17 protein-coding genes are annotated in these 18,585 nt (G+C 70.2%); 10 read left to right on the top strand and 7 right to left on the bottom strand.

The window, feature by feature from the left end; all coding sequences use genetic code 11:
* Positions 1-20: 20 nt before the first annotated feature.
* Together HQQ88_RS00760 and HQQ88_RS20015 are read right to left on the bottom strand one after the other, a co-directional pair.
* Complete coding sequence (locus HQQ88_RS00760; protein WP_131878979.1) at positions 21-869, bottom strand: DUF6270 domain-containing protein; 849 nt, start codon at positions 867-869, stop codon at positions 21-23.
* A 43-nt stretch (positions 870-912) separates the two neighbouring features.
* Positions 913-2,028, bottom strand: coding sequence for a glycosyltransferase (locus tag HQQ88_RS20015; protein WP_173168373.1), 1,116 nt, complete (start codon positions 2,026-2,028; stop codon positions 913-915).
* A 71-nt stretch (positions 2,029-2,099) separates the two neighbouring features.
* On the opposite strand from HQQ88_RS20015, the gene HQQ88_RS00770 reads away from it, so the two are divergent.
* The gene (locus HQQ88_RS00770) at positions 2,100-2,780 is read left to right on the top strand and encodes an SGNH/GDSL hydrolase family protein (RefSeq protein ID WP_173168374.1); all 681 of its coding nucleotides are present in this window, start codon (positions 2,100-2,102) and stop codon (positions 2,778-2,780) included.
* A gap of 102 nt (positions 2,781-2,882) precedes the next feature.
* Positions 2,883-3,452, top strand: a complete 570-nt coding sequence (locus HQQ88_RS00775; protein WP_254066855.1) for an SGNH/GDSL hydrolase family protein — start codon at positions 2,883-2,885, stop codon at positions 3,450-3,452.
* Positions 3,453-3,534: 82 nt separating this feature from the next.
* On the opposite strand, the gene HQQ88_RS00780 is transcribed toward HQQ88_RS00775, so the two are convergent.
* The 4 genes from HQQ88_RS00780 to HQQ88_RS00795 form a co-directional block, all read right to left on the bottom strand.
* Entirely contained in the window at positions 3,535-3,690 is a 156-nt protein-coding gene (locus HQQ88_RS00780; protein WP_165918845.1) for a hypothetical protein, read from the bottom strand.
* Between the two features lie 101 nt (positions 3,691-3,791).
* Entirely contained in the window at positions 3,792-6,422 is a 2,631-nt protein-coding gene (locus tag HQQ88_RS00785; RefSeq protein ID WP_173168376.1) for a glycosyltransferase, read from the bottom strand.
* Positions 6,422-7,891 carry a glycosyltransferase family 2 protein gene (locus HQQ88_RS00790; RefSeq protein ID WP_173168377.1) on the bottom strand — a complete coding sequence of 490 codons (1,470 nt, stop codon included), beginning with the start codon at positions 7,889-7,891 and terminating at the stop codon, positions 6,422-6,424. The genes HQQ88_RS00785 and HQQ88_RS00790 overlap by 1 nt, the downstream gene beginning before the upstream one ends.
* Positions 7,888-9,318, bottom strand: a complete 1,431-nt coding sequence (locus HQQ88_RS00795; protein WP_173168378.1) for a hypothetical protein — start codon at positions 9,316-9,318, stop codon at positions 7,888-7,890. Before HQQ88_RS00795 ends, HQQ88_RS00790 begins: the two co-directional genes overlap by 4 nt.
* 52 nt (positions 9,319-9,370) lie before the next feature.
* Here HQQ88_RS00795 and hisD point away from each other — a divergent pair, with 52 nt between their 5' ends.
* The 3 genes from hisD to HQQ88_RS00810 are packed head-to-tail and all read left to right on the top strand — an operon-like array spanning position 9,371 to position 12,265.
* Positions 9,371-10,678: a histidinol dehydrogenase gene (hisD, locus tag HQQ88_RS00800; RefSeq protein WP_173168379.1), complete on the top strand. Its 1,308-nt coding sequence runs from the start codon at positions 9,371-9,373 to the stop codon at positions 10,676-10,678.
* A gap of 13 nt (positions 10,679-10,691) precedes the next feature.
* Positions 10,692-11,192, top strand: a complete 501-nt coding sequence (nrdR, locus tag HQQ88_RS00805) for a transcriptional regulator NrdR (protein WP_132100573.1) — start codon at positions 10,692-10,694, stop codon at positions 11,190-11,192.
* Positions 11,189-12,265 carry a quinone-dependent dihydroorotate dehydrogenase gene (locus HQQ88_RS00810; RefSeq protein WP_123292489.1) on the top strand — a complete coding sequence of 359 codons (1,077 nt, stop codon included), beginning with the start codon at positions 11,189-11,191 and terminating at the stop codon, positions 12,263-12,265. The genes nrdR and HQQ88_RS00810 overlap by 4 nt, the downstream gene beginning before the upstream one ends.
* 400 nt (positions 12,266-12,665) lie before the next feature.
* Here the strand turns inward: HQQ88_RS00810 and HQQ88_RS00815 are convergent, their stop codons facing one another.
* Positions 12,666-13,241 carry a DUF3043 domain-containing protein gene (locus tag HQQ88_RS00815; RefSeq protein WP_235035956.1) on the bottom strand — a complete coding sequence of 192 codons (576 nt, stop codon included), beginning with the start codon at positions 13,239-13,241 and terminating at the stop codon, positions 12,666-12,668.
* A gap of 53 nt (positions 13,242-13,294) precedes the next feature.
* Between HQQ88_RS00815 and HQQ88_RS00820 the strand changes: the two genes are divergently transcribed.
* The 5 genes from HQQ88_RS00820 (at position 13,295) to HQQ88_RS00840 (ending at position 18,492) form a co-directional block, all read left to right on the top strand.
* Entirely contained in the window at positions 13,295-14,722 is a 1,428-nt protein-coding gene (locus HQQ88_RS00820; protein WP_173168380.1) for a dipeptidase, read from the top strand.
* 58 nt (positions 14,723-14,780) lie between these two features.
* Positions 14,781-15,152, top strand: a complete 372-nt coding sequence (locus tag HQQ88_RS00825) for an iron-sulfur cluster assembly accessory protein (RefSeq protein WP_111085771.1) — start codon at positions 14,781-14,783, stop codon at positions 15,150-15,152.
* 268 nt (positions 15,153-15,420) lie between these two features.
* On the top strand, positions 15,421-16,323 hold the full coding sequence (coxB, locus tag HQQ88_RS00830; RefSeq protein WP_111085770.1) for a cytochrome c oxidase subunit II: 903 nt from the start codon (positions 15,421-15,423) through the stop codon (positions 16,321-16,323).
* Between the two features lie 11 nt (positions 16,324-16,334).
* The gene (gene ctaD, locus HQQ88_RS00835; RefSeq protein WP_173168381.1) at positions 16,335-18,071 is read left to right on the top strand and encodes a cytochrome c oxidase subunit I; all 1,737 of its coding nucleotides are present in this window, start codon (positions 16,335-16,337) and stop codon (positions 18,069-18,071) included.
* Between the two features lie 4 nt (positions 18,072-18,075).
* The gene (locus HQQ88_RS00840; protein ID WP_111085768.1) at positions 18,076-18,492 is read left to right on the top strand and encodes a cytochrome c oxidase subunit 4; all 417 of its coding nucleotides are present in this window, start codon (positions 18,076-18,078) and stop codon (positions 18,490-18,492) included.
* The last annotated feature ends 93 nt before the right edge of the window (positions 18,493-18,585 follow it).

Genomic DNA, 18,585 nt, shown 5'->3' on the forward strand with positions numbered 1-18,585 from the left:
CCGACAGGCGATCGATCAGCTCAGGAGCCGACGCTCGCGAGGGCCGCGGCGGCACGGGTCCCGACCACCGTGTCGTCGAGGACCATGCGGTCGAGATCGGCCATGAAGTCCTGGAAGAAGGGACGACCGAAGTGCCAAGGGGAGATGCCGTAGGGGTGGTCTCCGTCTGAGTGGTACGAGCGATCCCGGTTGTCGATCGTCCGGAGATCGTGTCGGGCCGTGATCGAGCGGTACAGCGAGTCGTAGCGGTCGTTCTCCCGGAGGAGGCGGCGGTAGAGGTCGTCCCGCTTCTGATCCCCGCGGTACTTCACGAAGTTGAGGTCGCCGGTGCTCGTCCGGTAGTAGGAGCTGTACCGGAAGCAGTTCAGGACGAGGGTCGTCTGCGGGAGCGTTCGTCGTTGCCACTCGACCAGGTCGTCGACAGCAGCTTCGACGAGCGGCACGTACTCCGCACTCGCGTTCGCCATGTGCAGTGTTGTGAAGCCCTCGCCTGCGGCGAAGTAGTCGGTCTTGCGGAAGCTGTTTGGGTTGTTCGTGATGGTCGCGTCCCCGATGCGCGCAAGCCCGTACCGTACGTCGGAGTACAGGTCGAAGAGCAGGTAATCGGGAGCGAACGCCTCGAGGTCCGCCCGATCGGTCTTCGCGATGTCGCGCGCCATGGTTCGGGCGCCGTGCTCGTTGACCTTCGCCCCGGGCTCGATGGACTCCGCGACGTCACCGGCGACCGGCTTCGACAGGAAGCTCACGAGACCCGTCTGCCAAGCGAGCGGGCCGAGGTCGTAGACGTCCTTGTACTGCGGGTTGTTCCGGGTGATGAAGGCCTCTCGCGTGACGCACGAGCCGATGATCCCGACCTTGATCCGTGACACCTTGTTCTCCGTCCAGTCGAGCGAGGCGCACGACGAGGATCGATTATGCCTCAGGATCGGACCCGACCCGCTCCGGCAGGCTCGAGATCGCGCTGAGGAGTGCGTCGTAGCGTCTGGAGACGGCGAACGGGGCGAGCCTGGCGCTGAAGTCGTGCGCTGCTCCTCGAGCTGGCAACGGCTGGGACAGGACGTGCGCGAGTGCAGCGGGGTTGCCCGGCTCGAACCAACGAACCCACGGCTCGTGCCCGAAGTCGCCCCGCAGGTGCGGTTCGTCGGGGAGCACAGTCGGCACGTCGAAGGTCGCGGCGAGGTGGAGACTCCCGGAGTTGAGGATCCGCCGGTAGGGGAGCACCGAGACGTCAGCCGCGTCGAACCACGACTTGACGTCCGCGTCGTCCACGTAGCCGTGGTGTCGGACCGTCCGCAGGCCGGGCGGCACCAACCGATCGATGGTCGCAACGTCCTCCGCAGATGTCTTGCCCGCGAGCAACAACACGAAACGTTCCGGTCGTTCAGCCTGTTGCAGGGCCTCGATCAGCACGTCGACGCCCTTGTACGGGCGGACCTGACCGAAGAAGAGGACCGCGAGATCGTCCTCACCGAGACCGAACCGTGCCCGTGCCTCCGCTCGTGAGCCGACTCCGTCGTAGACGCCTCGGTAGCTCGGGTGTGGGATGTGCGAGACGGATCGCCCGGAGAGGTCGTAGTACGGAGCGACCACGTCGCTCGTGTTCGAGTTCATCACGTGGACCACATCGGCCGTCGAAGCCAGGTACCTGTTGAGCGTGATCTCCAGGTCGTCGTGTCGCACGTCGTGGGGGAGCGTGTTGTGGACGGTCCAGACGACCTTCGCTCCGCGCCCTCGTGCCGTGTCCACGGCTGCTCGGAACCGATCGAGTCGCTCGGCCGCCTCGTCCACCCCGTCGGCCCGTTGCACGATCGGCGCAGTCCAGTGGACGTGCACGACGTCGCCGGAGCCGAGGGGCTCGAGATCCCGCTCGAAGCGCTCGAGCCTCGCCGACTCGACCACGTCCCACCCCGAGGCGCGTGGCGCCAGGAGCATGAGGTTCACGTAGGGGTTGTCGCGGTAGACGGGAAAGACCGCGAGTCGCGGGGCACGCCCGTCGTCCCGAGGGCGCGAGCGCTCTGTTGCTGCCACAGAGCGATCCTACGAGGGCTGCGTGTCGGCCTCGGACACGTCGTCGGCGAATGATCGTGGAGGATGGACGTGTGCGTGTGGTTCGAGCCCTCTTGGTCGTGGTGATCGTGATCGCGGCCTTCGCGGTGTCGGCACGGACCCTCGACGGCCCTCAGCCGCAGGCCGTCGGGACGGCGGTGTCTGCTCCGGTCCGGCTCGCGGTGGTCGGTGACTCGCTCAGCGCCGGAACATCCCGGTACCTCGGCAATGGTCTCGACGACGGGACGTGGATCACGTCCGCGGTGGGCGACGACATCGAGTTCGTGGGCGGTTGGGCCCGCTCTGGGGCGACGCCCGATCAGATGTCCCGGCACGTGCAACCGGTTCCGGACGTCGACGTCCTGGTGATCCTCGCGGGAACGAACGCAGTTCGCCTGCACCGAACCCTTGCCGAGGAAGCTGACGCCTACCGCGACATCGTGCGTTCCATCCGCCCGCACTCCGTACTCATCGCGGCGCTCCCGCCGTACGACTGGCAGCCCGATGCCGCTGCGGCGTACAACCGAGCGCTGCGCGAGCTGGCGGTCTCGGAGGGGTGGCTCTGGGGTGACCCGTGGAAGTTCGCGCGCGACGGGTCCACCTGGGTCGACGGGGTCAGTGCGGACGGCACGCACCCGGCGGGGCCCGACCAGTACCGTCGGCTCGGTGACGCGATGCGTGAACTCATCCTGCGCGCGCACGACGACGAGGCGATCACGCTCGCCGCAGAGTGATCGCGCGACGGTCTCCACTGTCTATGGAAGGCGCAGAGGCACTGCGGTGGATAGCATCGTCGGATGTTCAGAGCTCGTGCCAAGATCACCCCGGATTCATCGATGACCTTCGCCGTGTCGGGAGACTCCGTGACGGCCAGACCGGACTCGTGGCGCGATCAGCTCGGAGACCGCCGTCTCCGGTTGGTGGGCGGCTTCGCGGAAGACGGCGCGACATCGGAACGGGCTTTCGGGCAGGTTCGTCGATCGTTGGCCGACGTCCTCGTGGTGATGCTCGGGATGAACGACGTCCGCGAGAGCGTCCCGTTCGAGGAGATGACGGCGAACATCGAGAAGATCGTCCGGTTCGCCGAGTGCCAGACCGCACTCTTGTGTCTGGTTCCCCCGAGCAACCACAGTGACGGGCCGGTGAACCAGCGAGCGAACGGCGTCGTGGCCAACCGGCACCTCTTCGACCTCGGCGCGCGGCGAGGGTGGGTCGTCGCGGACCCCTTCGCCTTCGCCCGAGCATCGAACAACTCGTGGGGTGGGGGGTCGAGTGATGACGGCACACACCCGCTTCCGCACGTCTCCGCTGAGGCAGCCGTTCGCATGCGTCTGTTCATCCGACAGGCGGCGGCGACGTCCGGACTCAACCAGAAGGCACGAGAGGCACCTGTGCACGCCGGATGATCCCGCGTGCGCACGATCGGTGACGGATCGAGCGAGGGTGACGGCAGGTGCGGAGTGCACCTGCCGTTCGTGGTCTGCGGCGTCAGTCGAGCGTGGCGACGATGAACTCGGCCTCGTGCAGGACCGAGCAGAACGCCTGGCCCTCGTGGTCGAGCGCATCGCGCTTCAGGATGACTGCACCGCACACCGAGCACTTGGTCGTGAAGGTCGACCGCACGACGTCTGAGATGAGCGACATGGGACCATGCTGCGCGCCGAAGGTGAACAACGGGGAGCGATCGCCTCGGAAGCGGGTGAACGACCCCGAAGAATCCGCCTGGGACGCGACGAAGCCTCGGGTCAGAGCGTCCGGATGACCTGATCGGCACCGGCACCGGCCGGCACCACCTCGGCGAAGTCCCCGTCCGCCACGACCTGCCCCGCCGCGAGCCACACGACGTTCCGCGCTCCCGGCTGCGGCACGAACGACGAGACGTCCGATCCCGCGCGGCCGCTGACCAGCACCGTGACCTCGTCGAGTCCGCTCGACCCCCGGTACCAGGACGTCGGCAGGTCGACCTGCACGGCGTGACCGGCAGCCTCGAGCGAGGTCACCAGCGCGGTGACGTCTGCCGCCCGAGTCCCGTCGTGCTTGACCGCGACCCGAAGACCGGCAGCGCCGGAACCGCCGGCAGCGCCAGCAGCACCGGCGAGGTCCCAGACGACGACCGGCCGCGACGACCGCACCATCACGGCGTGCCCCTTCGGCAACCCCGGCTCGACACCGAGCCACCGCAGCCCGGCCGCTTCGTAGTGCGCTCCGGCGTCCGCCGCCGGGTACCGCCCACGCCAGCGCTCGTCGAACACCCGCCGGTTGTCGACCCGGGCGTCGTCGCGACCGGGGGTGCGGCTCTCGTGGTGCACGACGACCGACGACGGCACCACGGCGAAGGCCGAGCCGTCCGGTGACGCAGCGAGGGCCCGCAGACACAGGTCGACGTCCTCGAGCCCGTTCGCGAACACCGGGTCGAACCCGTGCCAGCGGATCAGGTCGGCGGCCCGGAACGCAGCGGCAGCAGCAGTGATCGCCGAGAAGCGGCGACCACCGGCAGCACCCAGCCGTGCGGTCCCGGCACCCGCCAACGCCCGCGAAGCGTCGTACCGGGGGTGGTCGCCGAGGAAGTGCCAGGGCAGCACCTTGTCCCCGCCGAACACCGTGCCGGCTGCCTGCACGACCCCGTCCGGGTACACGAGCAGCGGTTGCGCGCCGAGCACGGACGGGTCGTCCAGCGCGGAGACCAGCGGCCGCAGCCACCCGGTCGTGACCTCGGTGTCGTTGTTGAGCATGACGACGGTGCCGCCGGTGGACCGGGCCAGGCCGAGGTCGCTGCCCAGCCCGAAGTTCCGGTTGCGGTCCTCGCGCTGCAGCAGGACCCGCGGCTCGTCGCCGAACCAGGTGCCGAGCACGGCCGAGACCGAGCGCGGTGAGCCGTTGTCGACCAGGACGACCTCGACCCGGTCGCCCTCGTGGTCGGCGGCGTGCAGCACGGCGTCCACGGCGCGCCGGGTCATCGTCCAGTCGCGGAACACCGGCACGACGACCGAGACGAGTCCGGCGTCGCGTGCCGGTGCGGCCTCGGCAAGGGCGTCCCAGTCGATGCGGTGGCGGGCGAGCGCGACCTCCTGCCACGACGCGGGCTGTGCGGAGGAGACGCGTCGGGGGTCGCGGACGTTGTCGTAGTCGACACCGATCACGGGCACGTACGCGGGCACGCCGGAGCGCTTCCCGATGCGCAGCAGCCACTCCCAGTCGATCCAGCGGCGCAGGGTCTCGTCGAACGGCCCGACGGCAGCGGCGACGTCACGACGCACGACGAGCGCGTTCAGGTCGATGAAGTTGCCGGCGAGCAGGTCGTCGAGCGTGCCGTCCTCGCCGCGGTACGTCTCGGCGGGGGCGGTGGAGTCGTCGGCGTTGTTCGCGCCGATCATCCGGACGCCGGTGTGCACGCCGGGGCCGTCCGTCTCGAGCAGCCCGGCGAGTGCGGCGGACAGGTGCTCGGGTCGCCAGGTGTTGTCGGCGTCGAGGAACGCGACGAAGTCGCCGCGCACCGCCGCGAGTCCGGTGTTGCGCGCGGCTCCCGCCCCGCCGTTCTCCCGCTCGACCAGGCGGACGCGCGGTTCGTCGGCGGCGATCCGGCGCACGACCTCGGCGGTCTCGTCACCGGATCCGTCGTCGACGACGAGGAGCTCCCAGTTCGCGTGCTGCTGCGCGCGCACCGAGGCGATCGCCGCACCGACGACGTCGGCGCGCCGGTACACCGGCATCACGATCGACACGAGCGGTTGCTCCGCGTCGCGTCGCGCGACACCGCGCGGGTACCGGCCGAGCGCCTCGGCGACGTCGGGCCCGTCCCACGTGGCCCGGTAGCGGCGCCGGGTCCGGTGCTGCGCGTCGGCGAAGGCGCGGGCAGCGGAGACGGCTGCGTCGCGTGCGGCGCCCCAGGTCGGTGCGTGGCCACGGCGGCCGGGAGGCACGGGGAGCGTGGTCGCGTCGGTCGCGTTCCGCAGGAAGTCGCGGAGCGCATCGAGCGTGGACGCCGGGCGGTCGGCTTCCGGCACCGAGGCGGCGTACACGCCGGCGTCGAAGAGCGGTCCGGTCTGGAAGAGCTCCGGGCCCTCCTGGTGCAGGGCGTCGTACCAGGACATCGCCGGGACGGGCTGGTGCTCGCGCATCCACTCGTGCTCGATGAGCGGGTGCAGCGAGAGTCCTCGCTGCCCGTCGTTGTGCACGTAGAACGCGATGGCGTCGGCGTCGCTGTCGAACGTCCGTCCGGTCTGGGCCTCGAAGTACGCGCGGTCGAGCACACCGAACTCGGCGATCCGCCGGGCCCAGCGGTCGAGCCGGTCAGTGACGGTCAACGGCTTCTCGGGGCCACGGAACGGGCGCGCCAGGCGTCGCGCGACGCGGCCGAGGCCCTTCGCCTCGGCCATCAGCGGCGACCCGGCAGCCGTGCGGCGACCTTGGCGATCGCCTGGCCGGTGCGGAACGAGCGGCTCGCGCGCAGGTCGTCGAGCTCGCGGCGGAGCCGGGTGACCTCGTCGGAGGCGTTCGCCGCCGCCACCTCGGCGGCGGTGAGGTCGAGCGGGAGCAGCGCTGCCCATCGGCCCTCGAGGGCCTCGGAGCGCGACGCGAGCGGTGCGGACAGGCGACGGTCGAGCTGCTCGCGCGCCACGACGAGTCCGCCGCGGGTCGTGGCGACGACGTGCGGGTCCAGCAGCACGGCGACCTGGTCGGCTCCGGCTCGGTGCGCCGGGGACGACCACGGCAGGGCGGTCGGCGCGGACCGCACGACCACGAGCTCGAGCGACCGTCGGTTGGCGGCGACGACCTCGGCGGGTGTGGGGTCCACGAGGACCGTGACGGTGACGAGGTCGTCCGGGTTCGGGGCGTCGGCGGTGACCGTCCACCCCACGGGGGCCGACGTGCCGGGGGCGAGCCGGGCCTCCAGGTCGAAGCCGTCCGCGAAGGCCGCGTCGATCTCGCGGACCAGGCCACCGGCGTCCTCGACGTGCCGCAGGTCGACGGCGAGGCGGGGCGGGGGACCCGCGGGGACCAGGGCGTCGGCGAAGCGCTCCGTCGCCGTCGAGCCGTGCCGCTGGTAGGCGGCGACGGCGTCCGGCAGGAACGGGTAGCGGTGCTCGAGTTCGCGCTGGTGCGCAGCGCGGAGGGCGTTGCGGTTGCCGGAGAAGCTCTTGCCACCGGCGTGCAGGACCAGCGCGCGGTTGGCGATCCGCGACGTCCAGCCGTGCTCGGCGAGGCGCAGGCAGTAGTCGTTCTCCTCGCCGTACCCGGGGGCGAAGGCGTCGTCGAACAACCCGTGCTCGGTGATCAGCTCGCGGCGGGTGAGGAAGCAGAAGCCCATCGCGACGGGCAGGACCTGCGAGACCGGCAGCAGCGGGGCGACCGCGCCCCAGACGGCCCGCGTACGCTCCTCGGTGCGTGCGGCACCCCGGTTGGTCAGGCGGTAGGGGATGCTCGCGATCGTGGCGTTGTCGCTCCGTGCCGTGACGACGCCGGTGCGGTCCTCGTCGAGCACGTCGAGCATGGCGTCCAGGAACCCCGCGGTGGGCACGGCGTCGCTGTTGAGCAGCAGGACGGCCTCTGCCGCGGTGTCGGCGTCATCGGTACCGCCGGTGCCGCGGTCGAGCTCGAGGACGGCGCGGTTGCACGTGCCGACGAACCCGAGGTTGCGGTCGTTGCGCTCGTACCGGAATCCCGGTCGACCGTCGATCCGCTCGAGCAGCGCGCGTTCGATCGCGTCGGCGTCGGGGCCGCAGTCGCTGACGAGCAGCACCCGGTGCACGGATGTGTCGAGGTGCTCGACGAGCCCGTCCACGCAGCGCAGCAGGGACTCGAGGTCGCCGTAGACGGGGACGACGACGAGGGTGGTGCGGGTCATCGGGTGGACTCCTCGTGGTGGTGCTGGTCGTCGTGCTCGTCGTGCTCGTCGTGCTCGTCGTGACTGTCGTGACTGTCGCGGCTGTCGTGCTCGAGCGCGTTCGCGAGTGCGTTCACGGCCGCGTCGAGCGGACCGCCGAGCGCGTGCTCGGCGAGCGGTGCGAAGCCGGTGGGGCCCTCGGCCGCGGCGCGGCGGACGGCGTCTGCTACGGCCAGGCCGAGCGACCGGGCGTCGGCGGGCACGGCCGTCAGGTTGTGGTGCAGGTGCGCACGGGTGCCGCGGAACTCGTTCGTGACCACGCGGGCGCCGGAGATCGCACCGTCGAACGGTGGGTGGCTCGGGTGCGGACTGTGCTGGAGCGAGAGCACGACGTTGGTCGAGGCGATGAAGCGGAAGTAGTCGTCCCAGGGCATCGTGCCGTGGCTCACGAGCTTGACGTCGCCCGTGCCGCCGTCGAGTTCGACGTCTCCGTGCTGCTCGCCGGCGGAGTGGAACTCCACCCGGATCCCGTCGGCCGCGAGCTCCTGCACCGCGACGCGCAGGGCGGCGACACCGAGCCGGAACAGGTTGCGGTGCTTGCTCGGGCGGCCGTAGAACAGCACCCGAACGACGTCCTCGTGCCGTCGGGCCGTGGCGACGCGCTCGAGCAGCTCGACGTCCAGGTGCGGTGCGAAGGTCCGCTCCGCCGGCACGTCCAGGTCCTCGACGTCGGCCAGGTACTTCCGCAGGGGCTCCGAGTTGACGAGCACCCGGAAGCCGGCGCGGTAGGTCGAGGCGGCGACGGCGTACTCGGTCGACCACGGGCTGAAGCCGGGCTCGTAGTCCTGCACCAGGTACACCACCCGGTCGCGCGGGACGACCCCGGCGGTCACGGCGACGTCGATCGGGTGGGCGGTCTTCCAGTGCGTGGCGATCCAGACGTCGTCGCGGCCGAACTCGCTGTCCAGGACGTCCTCGCGTCGGACCACGCGGACCCCCGGACGGCCGTCGACCCGCGACTCCGGGAACCGGTCCGCCACGAGCGCCTCGGCCGCGGCCGCACTGTTGCCGGGCGTGGTCCAGCGGACCATGACGACCCGGACCGACCGGCCCAGGCGTGCGCCGAGCGCGATCGCGACGGCCAGCGCCGTCTGCACCCCGGCGAACGCCGCGCCCTCGCGGAGCTCGTCGACGACGAGCACCACCTCGGGCTCCCGGTCGACCGTCCGGATGCCCGCCAGGGCGAGGCTCGTCTCGACCAGCCCCTCGAACGGTCGGGCAGCCAGTGGTGCGCGGTCACGCTCGCGCCGGGCCACGCCGACGTCCACGCGGGACACCGTGCGCCCGAGTCGTTCGCGGACGTCGTTGCGGTAGTGGCCGTCCCGCGCGTACCGCTCGTTCACCCGGACGAGGTCGCTGACGAGGCGCCGTGCCTTCTCGAAGTTCATCGACCCTCACGTTACTGGGCGTGGGGGAGCACCTCGGTAGGCTTGTCCCCTGATGATGCAGCGAATCGACCTCCGTGGCGGCCTGCCCGCCCGTGCCGAACTCCTCCGACTCATGCCGCGCGCCGTGGGTGACGTCTCGCACGCGGTCGACGCCGCCCGCGAGCTGGTCGAGGACGTCCGACACCGCGGAGCGGACGCACTGCACGACCAGGCCGAACGCTTCGACGGCGGCGCCCCGGCGAACGTCCGGGTGCCGGTCGCCGAGATCGCGGCAGCCGTCGCCGGGCTGACCCCCGAACTGCGGGAAGCGCTCGACGAAGCCATCCGCCGCGTCCGAGCCGCCAGCGCCGCACAGGTGCCGGCCGGCTCCGTCACCACGCTCGCCGACGGCGCCGAGGTGCACCAGCGCTGGCAGCCGATGCGCCGCGTCGGCCTCTACGTGCCCGGTGGCAAGGCCGTCTACCCGTCGAGCGTCGTCATGAACGTCGTGCCCGCCCAGGTCGCCGGGGTCGGGTCGATCGCGCTCGTGTCCCCGCCGCAGCGCGACCACGGCGGTGCGGTCCACCCGACGATCCTGGCCGCGGCCGGACTGCTCGGCATCGACGAGGTCTACGCGATGGGCGGTGCCGGGGCGATCGGCGCACTGGCGTACGGCGTCCCCGCGATCGACCTCGAGCCCGTCGACCTGGTCACCGGACCTGGCAACAACTACGTCGCCGCCGCGAAGCGCCTGGTGCGCGGTGTCGTCGGCATCGACGCCGAGGCCGGCGCCACCGAGATCCTCGTGATCGCCGACGAGACCGCCGACCCCGGGTTCGTCGCCGCCGACCTCATCAGCCAGGCCGAGCACGACGAGCAGGCCGGCAGTGTGCTGGTGACGACGTCGGCGACGTTCGCCGATGCGGTCGAAGCCGCCATCCCGGAACGCACGGCGGTGCTCGGGACGGCTGCGCGCCTCCAGACCGCCCTGGACGGACCGCAGTCCGCGATCGTGCTGGTGGACTCCCTCGCCGACGCCGCGACCGTGAGCAACGCGTACGGGCCGGAGCACCTCGAGATCCAGACGGCCGACGACGACGCGGTGCTCGCCGACATCGACGCCGCCGGAGCGGTGTTCGTCGGGCCGAGCACGCCCGTCAGCCTGGGGGACTACCTGGCCGGGTCGAACCACGTGCTGCCCACCGGCGGCCAGGCGCGCTTCGGTTCCGGGCTGTCCGCGTCGACGTTCCTGCGTCCGCAGCAGGTCATCCGGTACTCGGCGTCGGCGCTCGACGAGGTCGCCGCCCACATCGTCGCGCTGTCGACCGAGGAGCAGCTCCCCGCGCACGGCGCCGCCGTGACGGAGCGCACGAACCGATAGCCTGGGCGACGACATGTTCTGCCCTTTCTGCCGCCACCCGGACTCCCGCGTCGTCGACTCACGGACGAGCGACGACGGAACCTCCATCCGCCGCCGTCGACAGTGCCCGAACTGCGGACGACGCTTCTCGACCACCGAGACCGCGTCGCTCAACGTCGTCAAGCGCAACGGCGTCACCGAACCGTTCAGCCGCGACAAGATCGTCTCCGGCGTGCGCAAGGCCTGCCAGGGGCGACCGGTCACCGACGGCGACCTGGCCGTGCTCGCGCAGCGCGTCGAGGAGACCGTGCGGTCGTCCGGTTCGAGCCAGATCGACGCGAACGACATCGGCCTCGCGATCCTCGCGCCGCTCCGTGAGCTCGACGAGGTCGCGTACCTGCGGTTCGCCAGCGTCTACCAGGCCTTCGACTCGCTCGAGGACTTCGAGGACGCCATCAGCCAGCTCCGCCGTGACCACCACGCTGCGGGCGCGCCTTCGGGTGCCGCCGGCTCGCCGGCGGGTGCCGGCGCGTGAGCGGGGTCGCGGAAGGCCTGGTCCGGTCCGGGTACGCCGTCGTCTTCCGGTCGGTCTTCGCCAAGATGGACCCCGAGCGGGCCCATCACCTGGCGTTCGCCGTCATCAAGGCGCTGCCCCACGTCCCGTTCGTCGGCGGTCTGGTCGAGCGGTACTCCCGCCCGGCAGCTGCTGACGGCATCACGACGATGGGCATCCACTTCCCGTCGCGCTTCGGCCTCGCCGCCGGGTTCGACAAGGACGCCCGCGGCATCGGTGGCCTCGGCCTGCTCGGCTTCGGTCACGTCGAGGTCGGCACGATCACGGCGAAGCCCCAGCCCGGCAACGAGCGTCCGCGCCTGTTCCGTCTCATCGAGGACCGCGCCCTCATCAACCGGATGGGCTTCAACAACCACGGCGCCGGTGCCGCTGCCCGACGGCTCGAGCGCGCCCGACGCAACCCAGGTCGCCCGGTCATCGGCGTGAACATCGGCAAGAGCCGGGTCGTCGCCGTCGAGGACGCCATCGACGACTACCTGGAGTCGACACGACGCCTCGCGCCGTTCGCCGACTACCTGGCGGTCAACGTCAGCTCCCCGAACACGCCCGGCCTGCGCGGCCTGCAGGAACTCGACCAGCTCCGACCGCTGCTGTCCGCCGTCCGCGACGCCGCCGGCGACACGCCCGTGCTGGTGAAGATCGCGCCGGACCTGACCGACGAGCAGGTCGACGCCATCGCCGGCCTCGCGGTGTCGCTCGGGCTGTCGGGCATCATCGCCAACAACACGACGATCTCCCGTGAGGGACTCACCGCGGACCCGGCCGACGTCGAAGCCATGGGTGCCGGGGGACTCTCCGGCGCTCCGGTCGCCGCGCGTTCGCTCGAGGTGCTGCGTCGGGTCCGTGCCGCGGTGCCCGCCGAGTTCTGCGTCATCGCCGTCGGCGGGGTGACGACCGAGCAGGACGTGCAGGACCGCATCGACGCCGGGGCCACCCTGGTGCAGGGCTACACGGCGTTCCTCTACGAGGGGCCGAGCTGGGCCACGCGCATCAACCGCTTGCGTCGCAAGCGGCTGCGCCGCGCCGCGCGCTGAGCGCGGGCGCGGGCGGGCGCGCGTCCCGCCCGCGCGCCCGTCCGCCCGGCGTTCCCGGCGCCCTCCAGGTTCCGAAATCCCGGCATCTCGCGGCTCTCAGCGGCCGTCTGTGGAACCTCGGCGGCGTGCACGCGGCGAGTCGTGGAACCTCGCCGTCCACCCCTGGGACGGGAGGCCCGGTGCGGTCCCGCCACGGGCCTCCCGTCCTCCGGTGCGTGGCCGCGCCCGCCGCGGCCGCCGAGTGTCCGAGATTTCGGAACCTCGGCGCGCGGGCGGGTCGTCTGTGGAACCTCGGCGACGCGCACGCGGCGAGTCGTGGAACCTCGGCAGCGCGCGTACGCCGGAACGACGAAGCGCCGCCCGGCCAGGCCGGACGGCGCTTCGGACGGCGACGCTGGGGTCAGAGGGCGGGGTACTGCCCGCGCTTGACCTGGGGCTTCGGCAGACGCAGGAACCGCAGCTGCCACGCCCGCGTCAGGATGTAGAGGAACGTGCCGCGCTGCATCTCGCCGAACTTGGTGGTGAGCTTGCGACGCATCGACAGCCAGAGGACCACGCAGTCGATCACGAACAGGGCCACGAACGCCCACACGAGCAGGAGCGAGTACGAGGCGATCGCGGTCTGCGAAGCGGCGAACCCGACGATCAGGAACAGCACGAGCACCGGCATCATGATCTCGCCGACGTTCCAGCGCGCGTCGATCCAGTTGCGGACGAAGCGACGCTGCTCACCGCGGTCCTTCGCCGGCAGGTAGCGCTCCTCGCCGTTGGCCATGCCGACGCGGGCACGCTCGCGGTCGGAGTTGAGACGCGCGCGGGCGGCCTTCTTGTCGACCGGCGTGTTGCCGACGAGGGGGCGGCGGTTCGCTGCCTCGCGCTCACGGCGGGACGGCGTCGGGCGGCCCTTGCCCTGCTCGAGGAGTTCTTCCTCGGTGGGGTTCACGGTCGTGTTGGTCTTGGGGGCTGCCTTCGCCACGGTGCGTTCCTAACGGCGTTGTGCGTGCGGGATCGTCCTCTAGATTACCGGGCATGACCGACACCGCACAGCCCAGCTCCGCGACCGACCCCGCTCTCCTCGACGCCCTGCGCGAACAGGTGCAGGGTGCACTGCCCACGACGATCGCCGATCTGTCCGCGCTGGTGCGGATCCCGTCGGTGTCGTGGTCGGCGTTCGACGAGTCGCACGTGCTCGCGAGCGCGCGTGCCGTGGCGGACCTGGCGCTGAGCACCGGGGTCTTCGCCGAGGACCAGGTCGAGATCATCCGTTCGGCGATCAGCGACGACGAACCGCTCGAGCTCGGCCAGCCCGCGGTGCTCGCCGTCCGCCCGGCCCGGAACGGCAAGCCGACCGTGATGCTCTACGCCCACCACGACGTGCAGCCGCAGGGCGACGACGCCCTGTGGGAGACGCCGCCGTTCGAGCCGACCCTCCGCGGTGACCGGCTGTACGGTCGCGGCGCCTCGGACGACAAGGCCGGTGTGATGACCCACATCGCGTCGCTCCGGGCGATCCACGCGCAGTTCGGGGACGACCTCGACCTCGGTGTTGTCCTGTTCGTCGAGGGTGAGGAAGAGTTCGGCTCCCGGTCGTTCCGCACCTTCCTGCGTGAGCAGAAGGAGCACCTGGCCGCCGACGTCATCGTGGTGGCCGACAGCGACAACTGGTCGGTGGACGTGCCGTCGATCACGGTCTCGCTCCGCGGCAACGTCACCTTCAAGCTCACCCTGACGACCCTCGAGCACGCCAGCCACAGCGGGATGTTCGGGGGAGCGGCGCCGGACGCCATGATCCCGATGGTCAAGCTGCTCGCGTCCCTGCACGACGACGCCGGTTCGGTCGCCGTCGACGGGCTCACCTCGTACGAGGCCGACGTCCCGGCACGGACCGACGACGAGCTCGCCGTCGACGCGGCCCTGGTCGAGGGCGTCCGACCGATCGGCACCGGCGAGGTCCTGTCGCGCATGTGGTTCCAGCCGTCGATCACCGTGACCGGCATGGACGTGCCGAGCGTCGCGAACGCCTCCAACACGCTGCTGCCGACCGTCTCCGCCCGCGTGTCGGTGCGGGTCGCGCCCGGCCAGCCCGCCACGGAGGCGTACGCGGCCGTCGAGCGGCACCTTCGGGCACACGTGCCCTTCGGCGCCCGCCTGGAGATCTCCGAGCCGGACAGCGGCGACGGCTTCCTCGTCGACACGGCCGGCTGGGCCGTCCAGGAGGCCCGCACGGCCATGCGCGAGGGCTGGGGTGCCGAGGCGGTCGAGCAGGGCATCGGCGGCTCGATCCCGTTCGTCTCGGACCTCGCGGCAGAGTTCCCGGAGGCCCAGATCCTGGTCACCGGGGTGGAGGACCCGGACACCCGCGCCCACAGCCCGAACGAGTCGCAGCACCTCGGCGTCCTGCACCGGGCCATCGCGTCCGAGGCGATCCTGCTCGCCAGGCTCGCGACGCGCAGCTGACGGTGCTTACAATCGACGCGAGGCGCGGTGAACCGCACCGCCCGGAGGGAGACGCGCGATGAGCGACACCATCACCACCGACGCACCGGTGACCGAGGCGGCCTCGCACGGCGTCCTCCTGAGCGACGCCGCGGCCGGCAAGGTGGCGAGTCTCCTCGAGCAGGAGGGCCGCGACGACCTGCGCCTGCGCCTCGCCGTCCAGCCCGGGGGCTGCTCGGGTCTGATCTACCAGCTGTACTTCGACGAGCGCCTGCTCGACGGTGACGTCACCGCCGAGTTCGACGGGGTCGAGGTCGTCGTCGACAAGATGAGCGTCCCGTACCTCGACGGCGCGACGATCGACTTCGAGGACACCATCCAGAAGCAGGGCTTCACGATCGACAACCCGAACGCGCAGGGCAGCTGCGCGTGCGGTGACAGCTTCCACTGATCACCAGCCGATCCGACACGCGAGCGGGGAGCGACCGACACGGTCGCTCCCCGCTCGCGTTCGTCGCGGGGTGCGGTCGCAGTGTGACCGGGGAAAACGGCCGGTCAGGAGTGCGGATCGCGGCGATGAGCGTGTCGGGTGTGCGCGAGCGGTACCGAGCTGCGAGTAAGCTAGGAGTGTTCCAATCAAGCTGGGAGCCAGCCAAGTGTCGCCTTCGTGCGGCTCGGCGGGTTCGGCTCCGGGCTCACGTCTTTTGCGAGAGGTAACAGTGCGTTCGAATCGCCGTATACGTTGGGCGGCCGTCCCGGTGGCCGTCGGTCTGGTCATCGCACTGGCTGGCTGCACGCAGCAGCAGATGAACGGATGGCTCCCCGGCACGGAGGAGACGAAGGACGTCACCAACCACACGAGCCGCATCGTCGGCCTGTGGACCACCAGCTGGGTGGTGCTCCTCGCCGTCGGTCTCATCGTCTGGGGCCTGATCATCTGGGCCGCCATCGTGTACCGCCGCCGGAAGGGCCAGACCGGCCTGCCCGTGCAGATGCGCTACAACATGCCGCTCGAGATCTTCTACACGATCGTGCCGCTCATCCTCGTGCTGGGCTTCTTCGCCTTCACCGCGAAGGACCAGGCCGCGATCGAGAAGCCGTTCGACGACCCCGACGCCACCGTGCACGTGTACGGCAAGCGCTGGGCGTGGGACTTCAACTACATCAACAAGGACAACCCCGAGGACAGCGTCTACTACCAGGGCATCCAGGCCCAGGAAGAAGAGAACGCCAAGGGCGCCATCGACGAGTCGCAGCTGCCGACCCTCTACCTGCCGCAGGGCAAGAAGGTCGCGATCGAGCTCTCCTCGCGCGACGTCGACCACTCCTTCTGGATCATCGACTTCCTGTACAAGAAGGACATGCTCCCCGGCAAGACGAACTGGGAGTACTTCATCCCGGAGAAGCTCGGGACGTACCAGGGCAAGTGCGCGGAGCTCTGCGGTGAGTACCACTCGCTGATGCTCTTCCAGGTGAAGGTCGTCACGCCGGCGCAGTACCAGGACTACCTCGACACCCTGAAGGACCAGGGCAAGGTCGGGCTCCTCGGCGACGAGTACAACACCAACACGAACGAACCGAACAACAAGGCGCCGGTCGAGGCGTCCAGCGAGAACAAGTAGGGGCTCGTCAGATGACAACGTCTTTCGTCGGCCAACCGACCCAGACTGCTTCGCCGGACTTCCAGGCGTCGAAGGTGGGCCGGAAGGGCAACATCATCGTCCGGTGGATCACCTCCACCGACCACAAGACCATCGGGTACATGTACCTGATCGCGTCCTTCGTCTTCTTCCTGCTCGCGGGTGTGATGGCCCTGGTCATCCGTGCCCAGCTGTTCGAGCCCGGCCTGCACGTGGTCGCGACGAAGGAGCAGTACAACCAGCTCTTCACGATGCACGGCACGATCATGCTGCTGATGTTCGCGACGCCGCTCTTCTCGGGCTTCGCGAACGCGATCATGCCGCTCCAGATCGGTGCTCCCGATGTCGCCTTCCCGCGACTCAACGGCTTCGCGTTCTGGCTCTACCTGTTCGGCTCGCTCATCGCGGTCGGCGGCTTCCTCACCCCGCAGGGTGCGGCCTCGTTCGGCTGGTTCGCCTACGCGCCACTGAGTGACACGACGTTCACACCAGGGCTCGGCGGCACACTCTGGGTCTTCGGACTCGGCATGACCGGCTTCTCGACGATCCTCGGCGCGGTGAACTTCATCACCACCATCATCACGATGCGTGCCCCGGGTCTGACGATGTTCCGCATGTCGATCTTCACGTGGAACACCCTCGTGACGGCGCTGCTCGTCCTGATGGCCTTCCCGGTGCTCGCCACCGCGCTGTTCGGCCTCGGGCTCGACCGGGTGTTCGACGCGCAGATCTTCAACCCGGCCAACGGCGGGGCGCTGCTCTGGCAGCACCTGTTCTGGTTCTTCGGGCACCCCGAGGTGTACATCATCGCGCTGCCGTTCTTCGGCATCGTGTCCGAGGTCTTCCCGGTCTTCAGCCGCAAGCCGATCTTCGGGTACAAGACCCTCGTCTACGCGACCATCGCGATCGCGGCCCTGTCGGTCACGGTCTGGGCGCACCACATGTACGTCACGGGTGGCGTCCTGCTGCCTTGGTTCTCGCTCATGACGATGCTCATCGCGGTCCCGACCGGCGTGAAGATCTTCAACTGGGTCGGCACCATGTGGCGCGGCTCGGTGACCTTCGAGACCCCGCTGCTCTGGGCCGTCGGCTTCCTCATCACGTTCACGTTCGGTGGCCTCACCGGTGTGATCCTGGCGTCGCCGCCGCTCGACTTCCACGTGTCCGACTCGTACTTCGTCGTGGCGCACTTCCACTACGTGGTCTTCGGCACCGTCGTCTTCGCGATGTTCTCCGGCTTCTACTTCTGGTGGCCGAAGTGGACGGGCAAGATGCTCAACGAGCGTCTCGGCAAGATCCACTTCTGGCTCCTGTTCATCGGGTTCCACACCACGTTCCTCATCCAGCACTGGCTGGGCGTCATCGGCATGCCGCGTCGCTACGCGACCTACCTGCCGAACGACGGCTTCACCTGGATGAACCAGCTGTCGACGATCGGCTCGATGATCCTCGCGATCTCGTTCCTGCCGTTCATCTTCAACGTCTACGTGACGGCCCGGAACGCACCGAAGGTCGCCGTGAACGACCCGTGGGGCTACGGCCGCTCGCTCGAGTGGGCCACCAGCTGCCCGCCGCCCCGCCACAACTTCACGTCGATCCCGCGGATCCGTTCCGAGTCCCCGGCCTTCGACCTGAACCACCCCGAGGCAGGTGTGCCGATCGGTGTCGGCCCCGCGAAGGACGCCCCGGATGCCCCGACCTACGACGCCGCGAAGGGCGAGGTGAAGTAAGCCGATGCGCGCGAACACCAACCTGTTCTGGATCCTCTTCGGGTTCTTCATCCTCGCGGACGCCGCGTACACGATCTGGGCGCTGCTCTACTACGGCCACCCGGAGTGGGTCGGCACCGTGGCGATCGGGCTGACCGGCATCATGTCCGCGTTCATCGCCTTCTACCTCGGCAAGGTCATGGCGTCCCAGGGCGGCGTGCTGCCCGAGGACCGCCCCGACGCCAACATCGAGGACGGCGACGCCGAGCTCGGGCACTTCAGCCCGTGGTCGTGGTGGCCCATCCTGCTGGCCGCAGCGGTCGCCGTCTGCTTCCTCGGTGTCGCAGCCGGACTGTGGATCGTCCCGATCGGACTCGCCCTGGTGGCGGTCACCCTGGTCGGCTGGGTCTACGAGTACTACCGCGGCAACTTCGGGCACTGACCTGACGCTGCAACGCACCTGACACTTCGGGCGGCACCACATCCGGTGCCGCCCGAAGTGCGTCCAGGCGCTGCACGACCACAGCACACGACG

Source organism: Curtobacterium sp. VKM Ac-2861 (genome assembly GCF_013204965.1).
Classification (GTDB): Bacteria; Actinomycetota; Actinomycetes; order Actinomycetales; family Microbacteriaceae; genus Curtobacterium.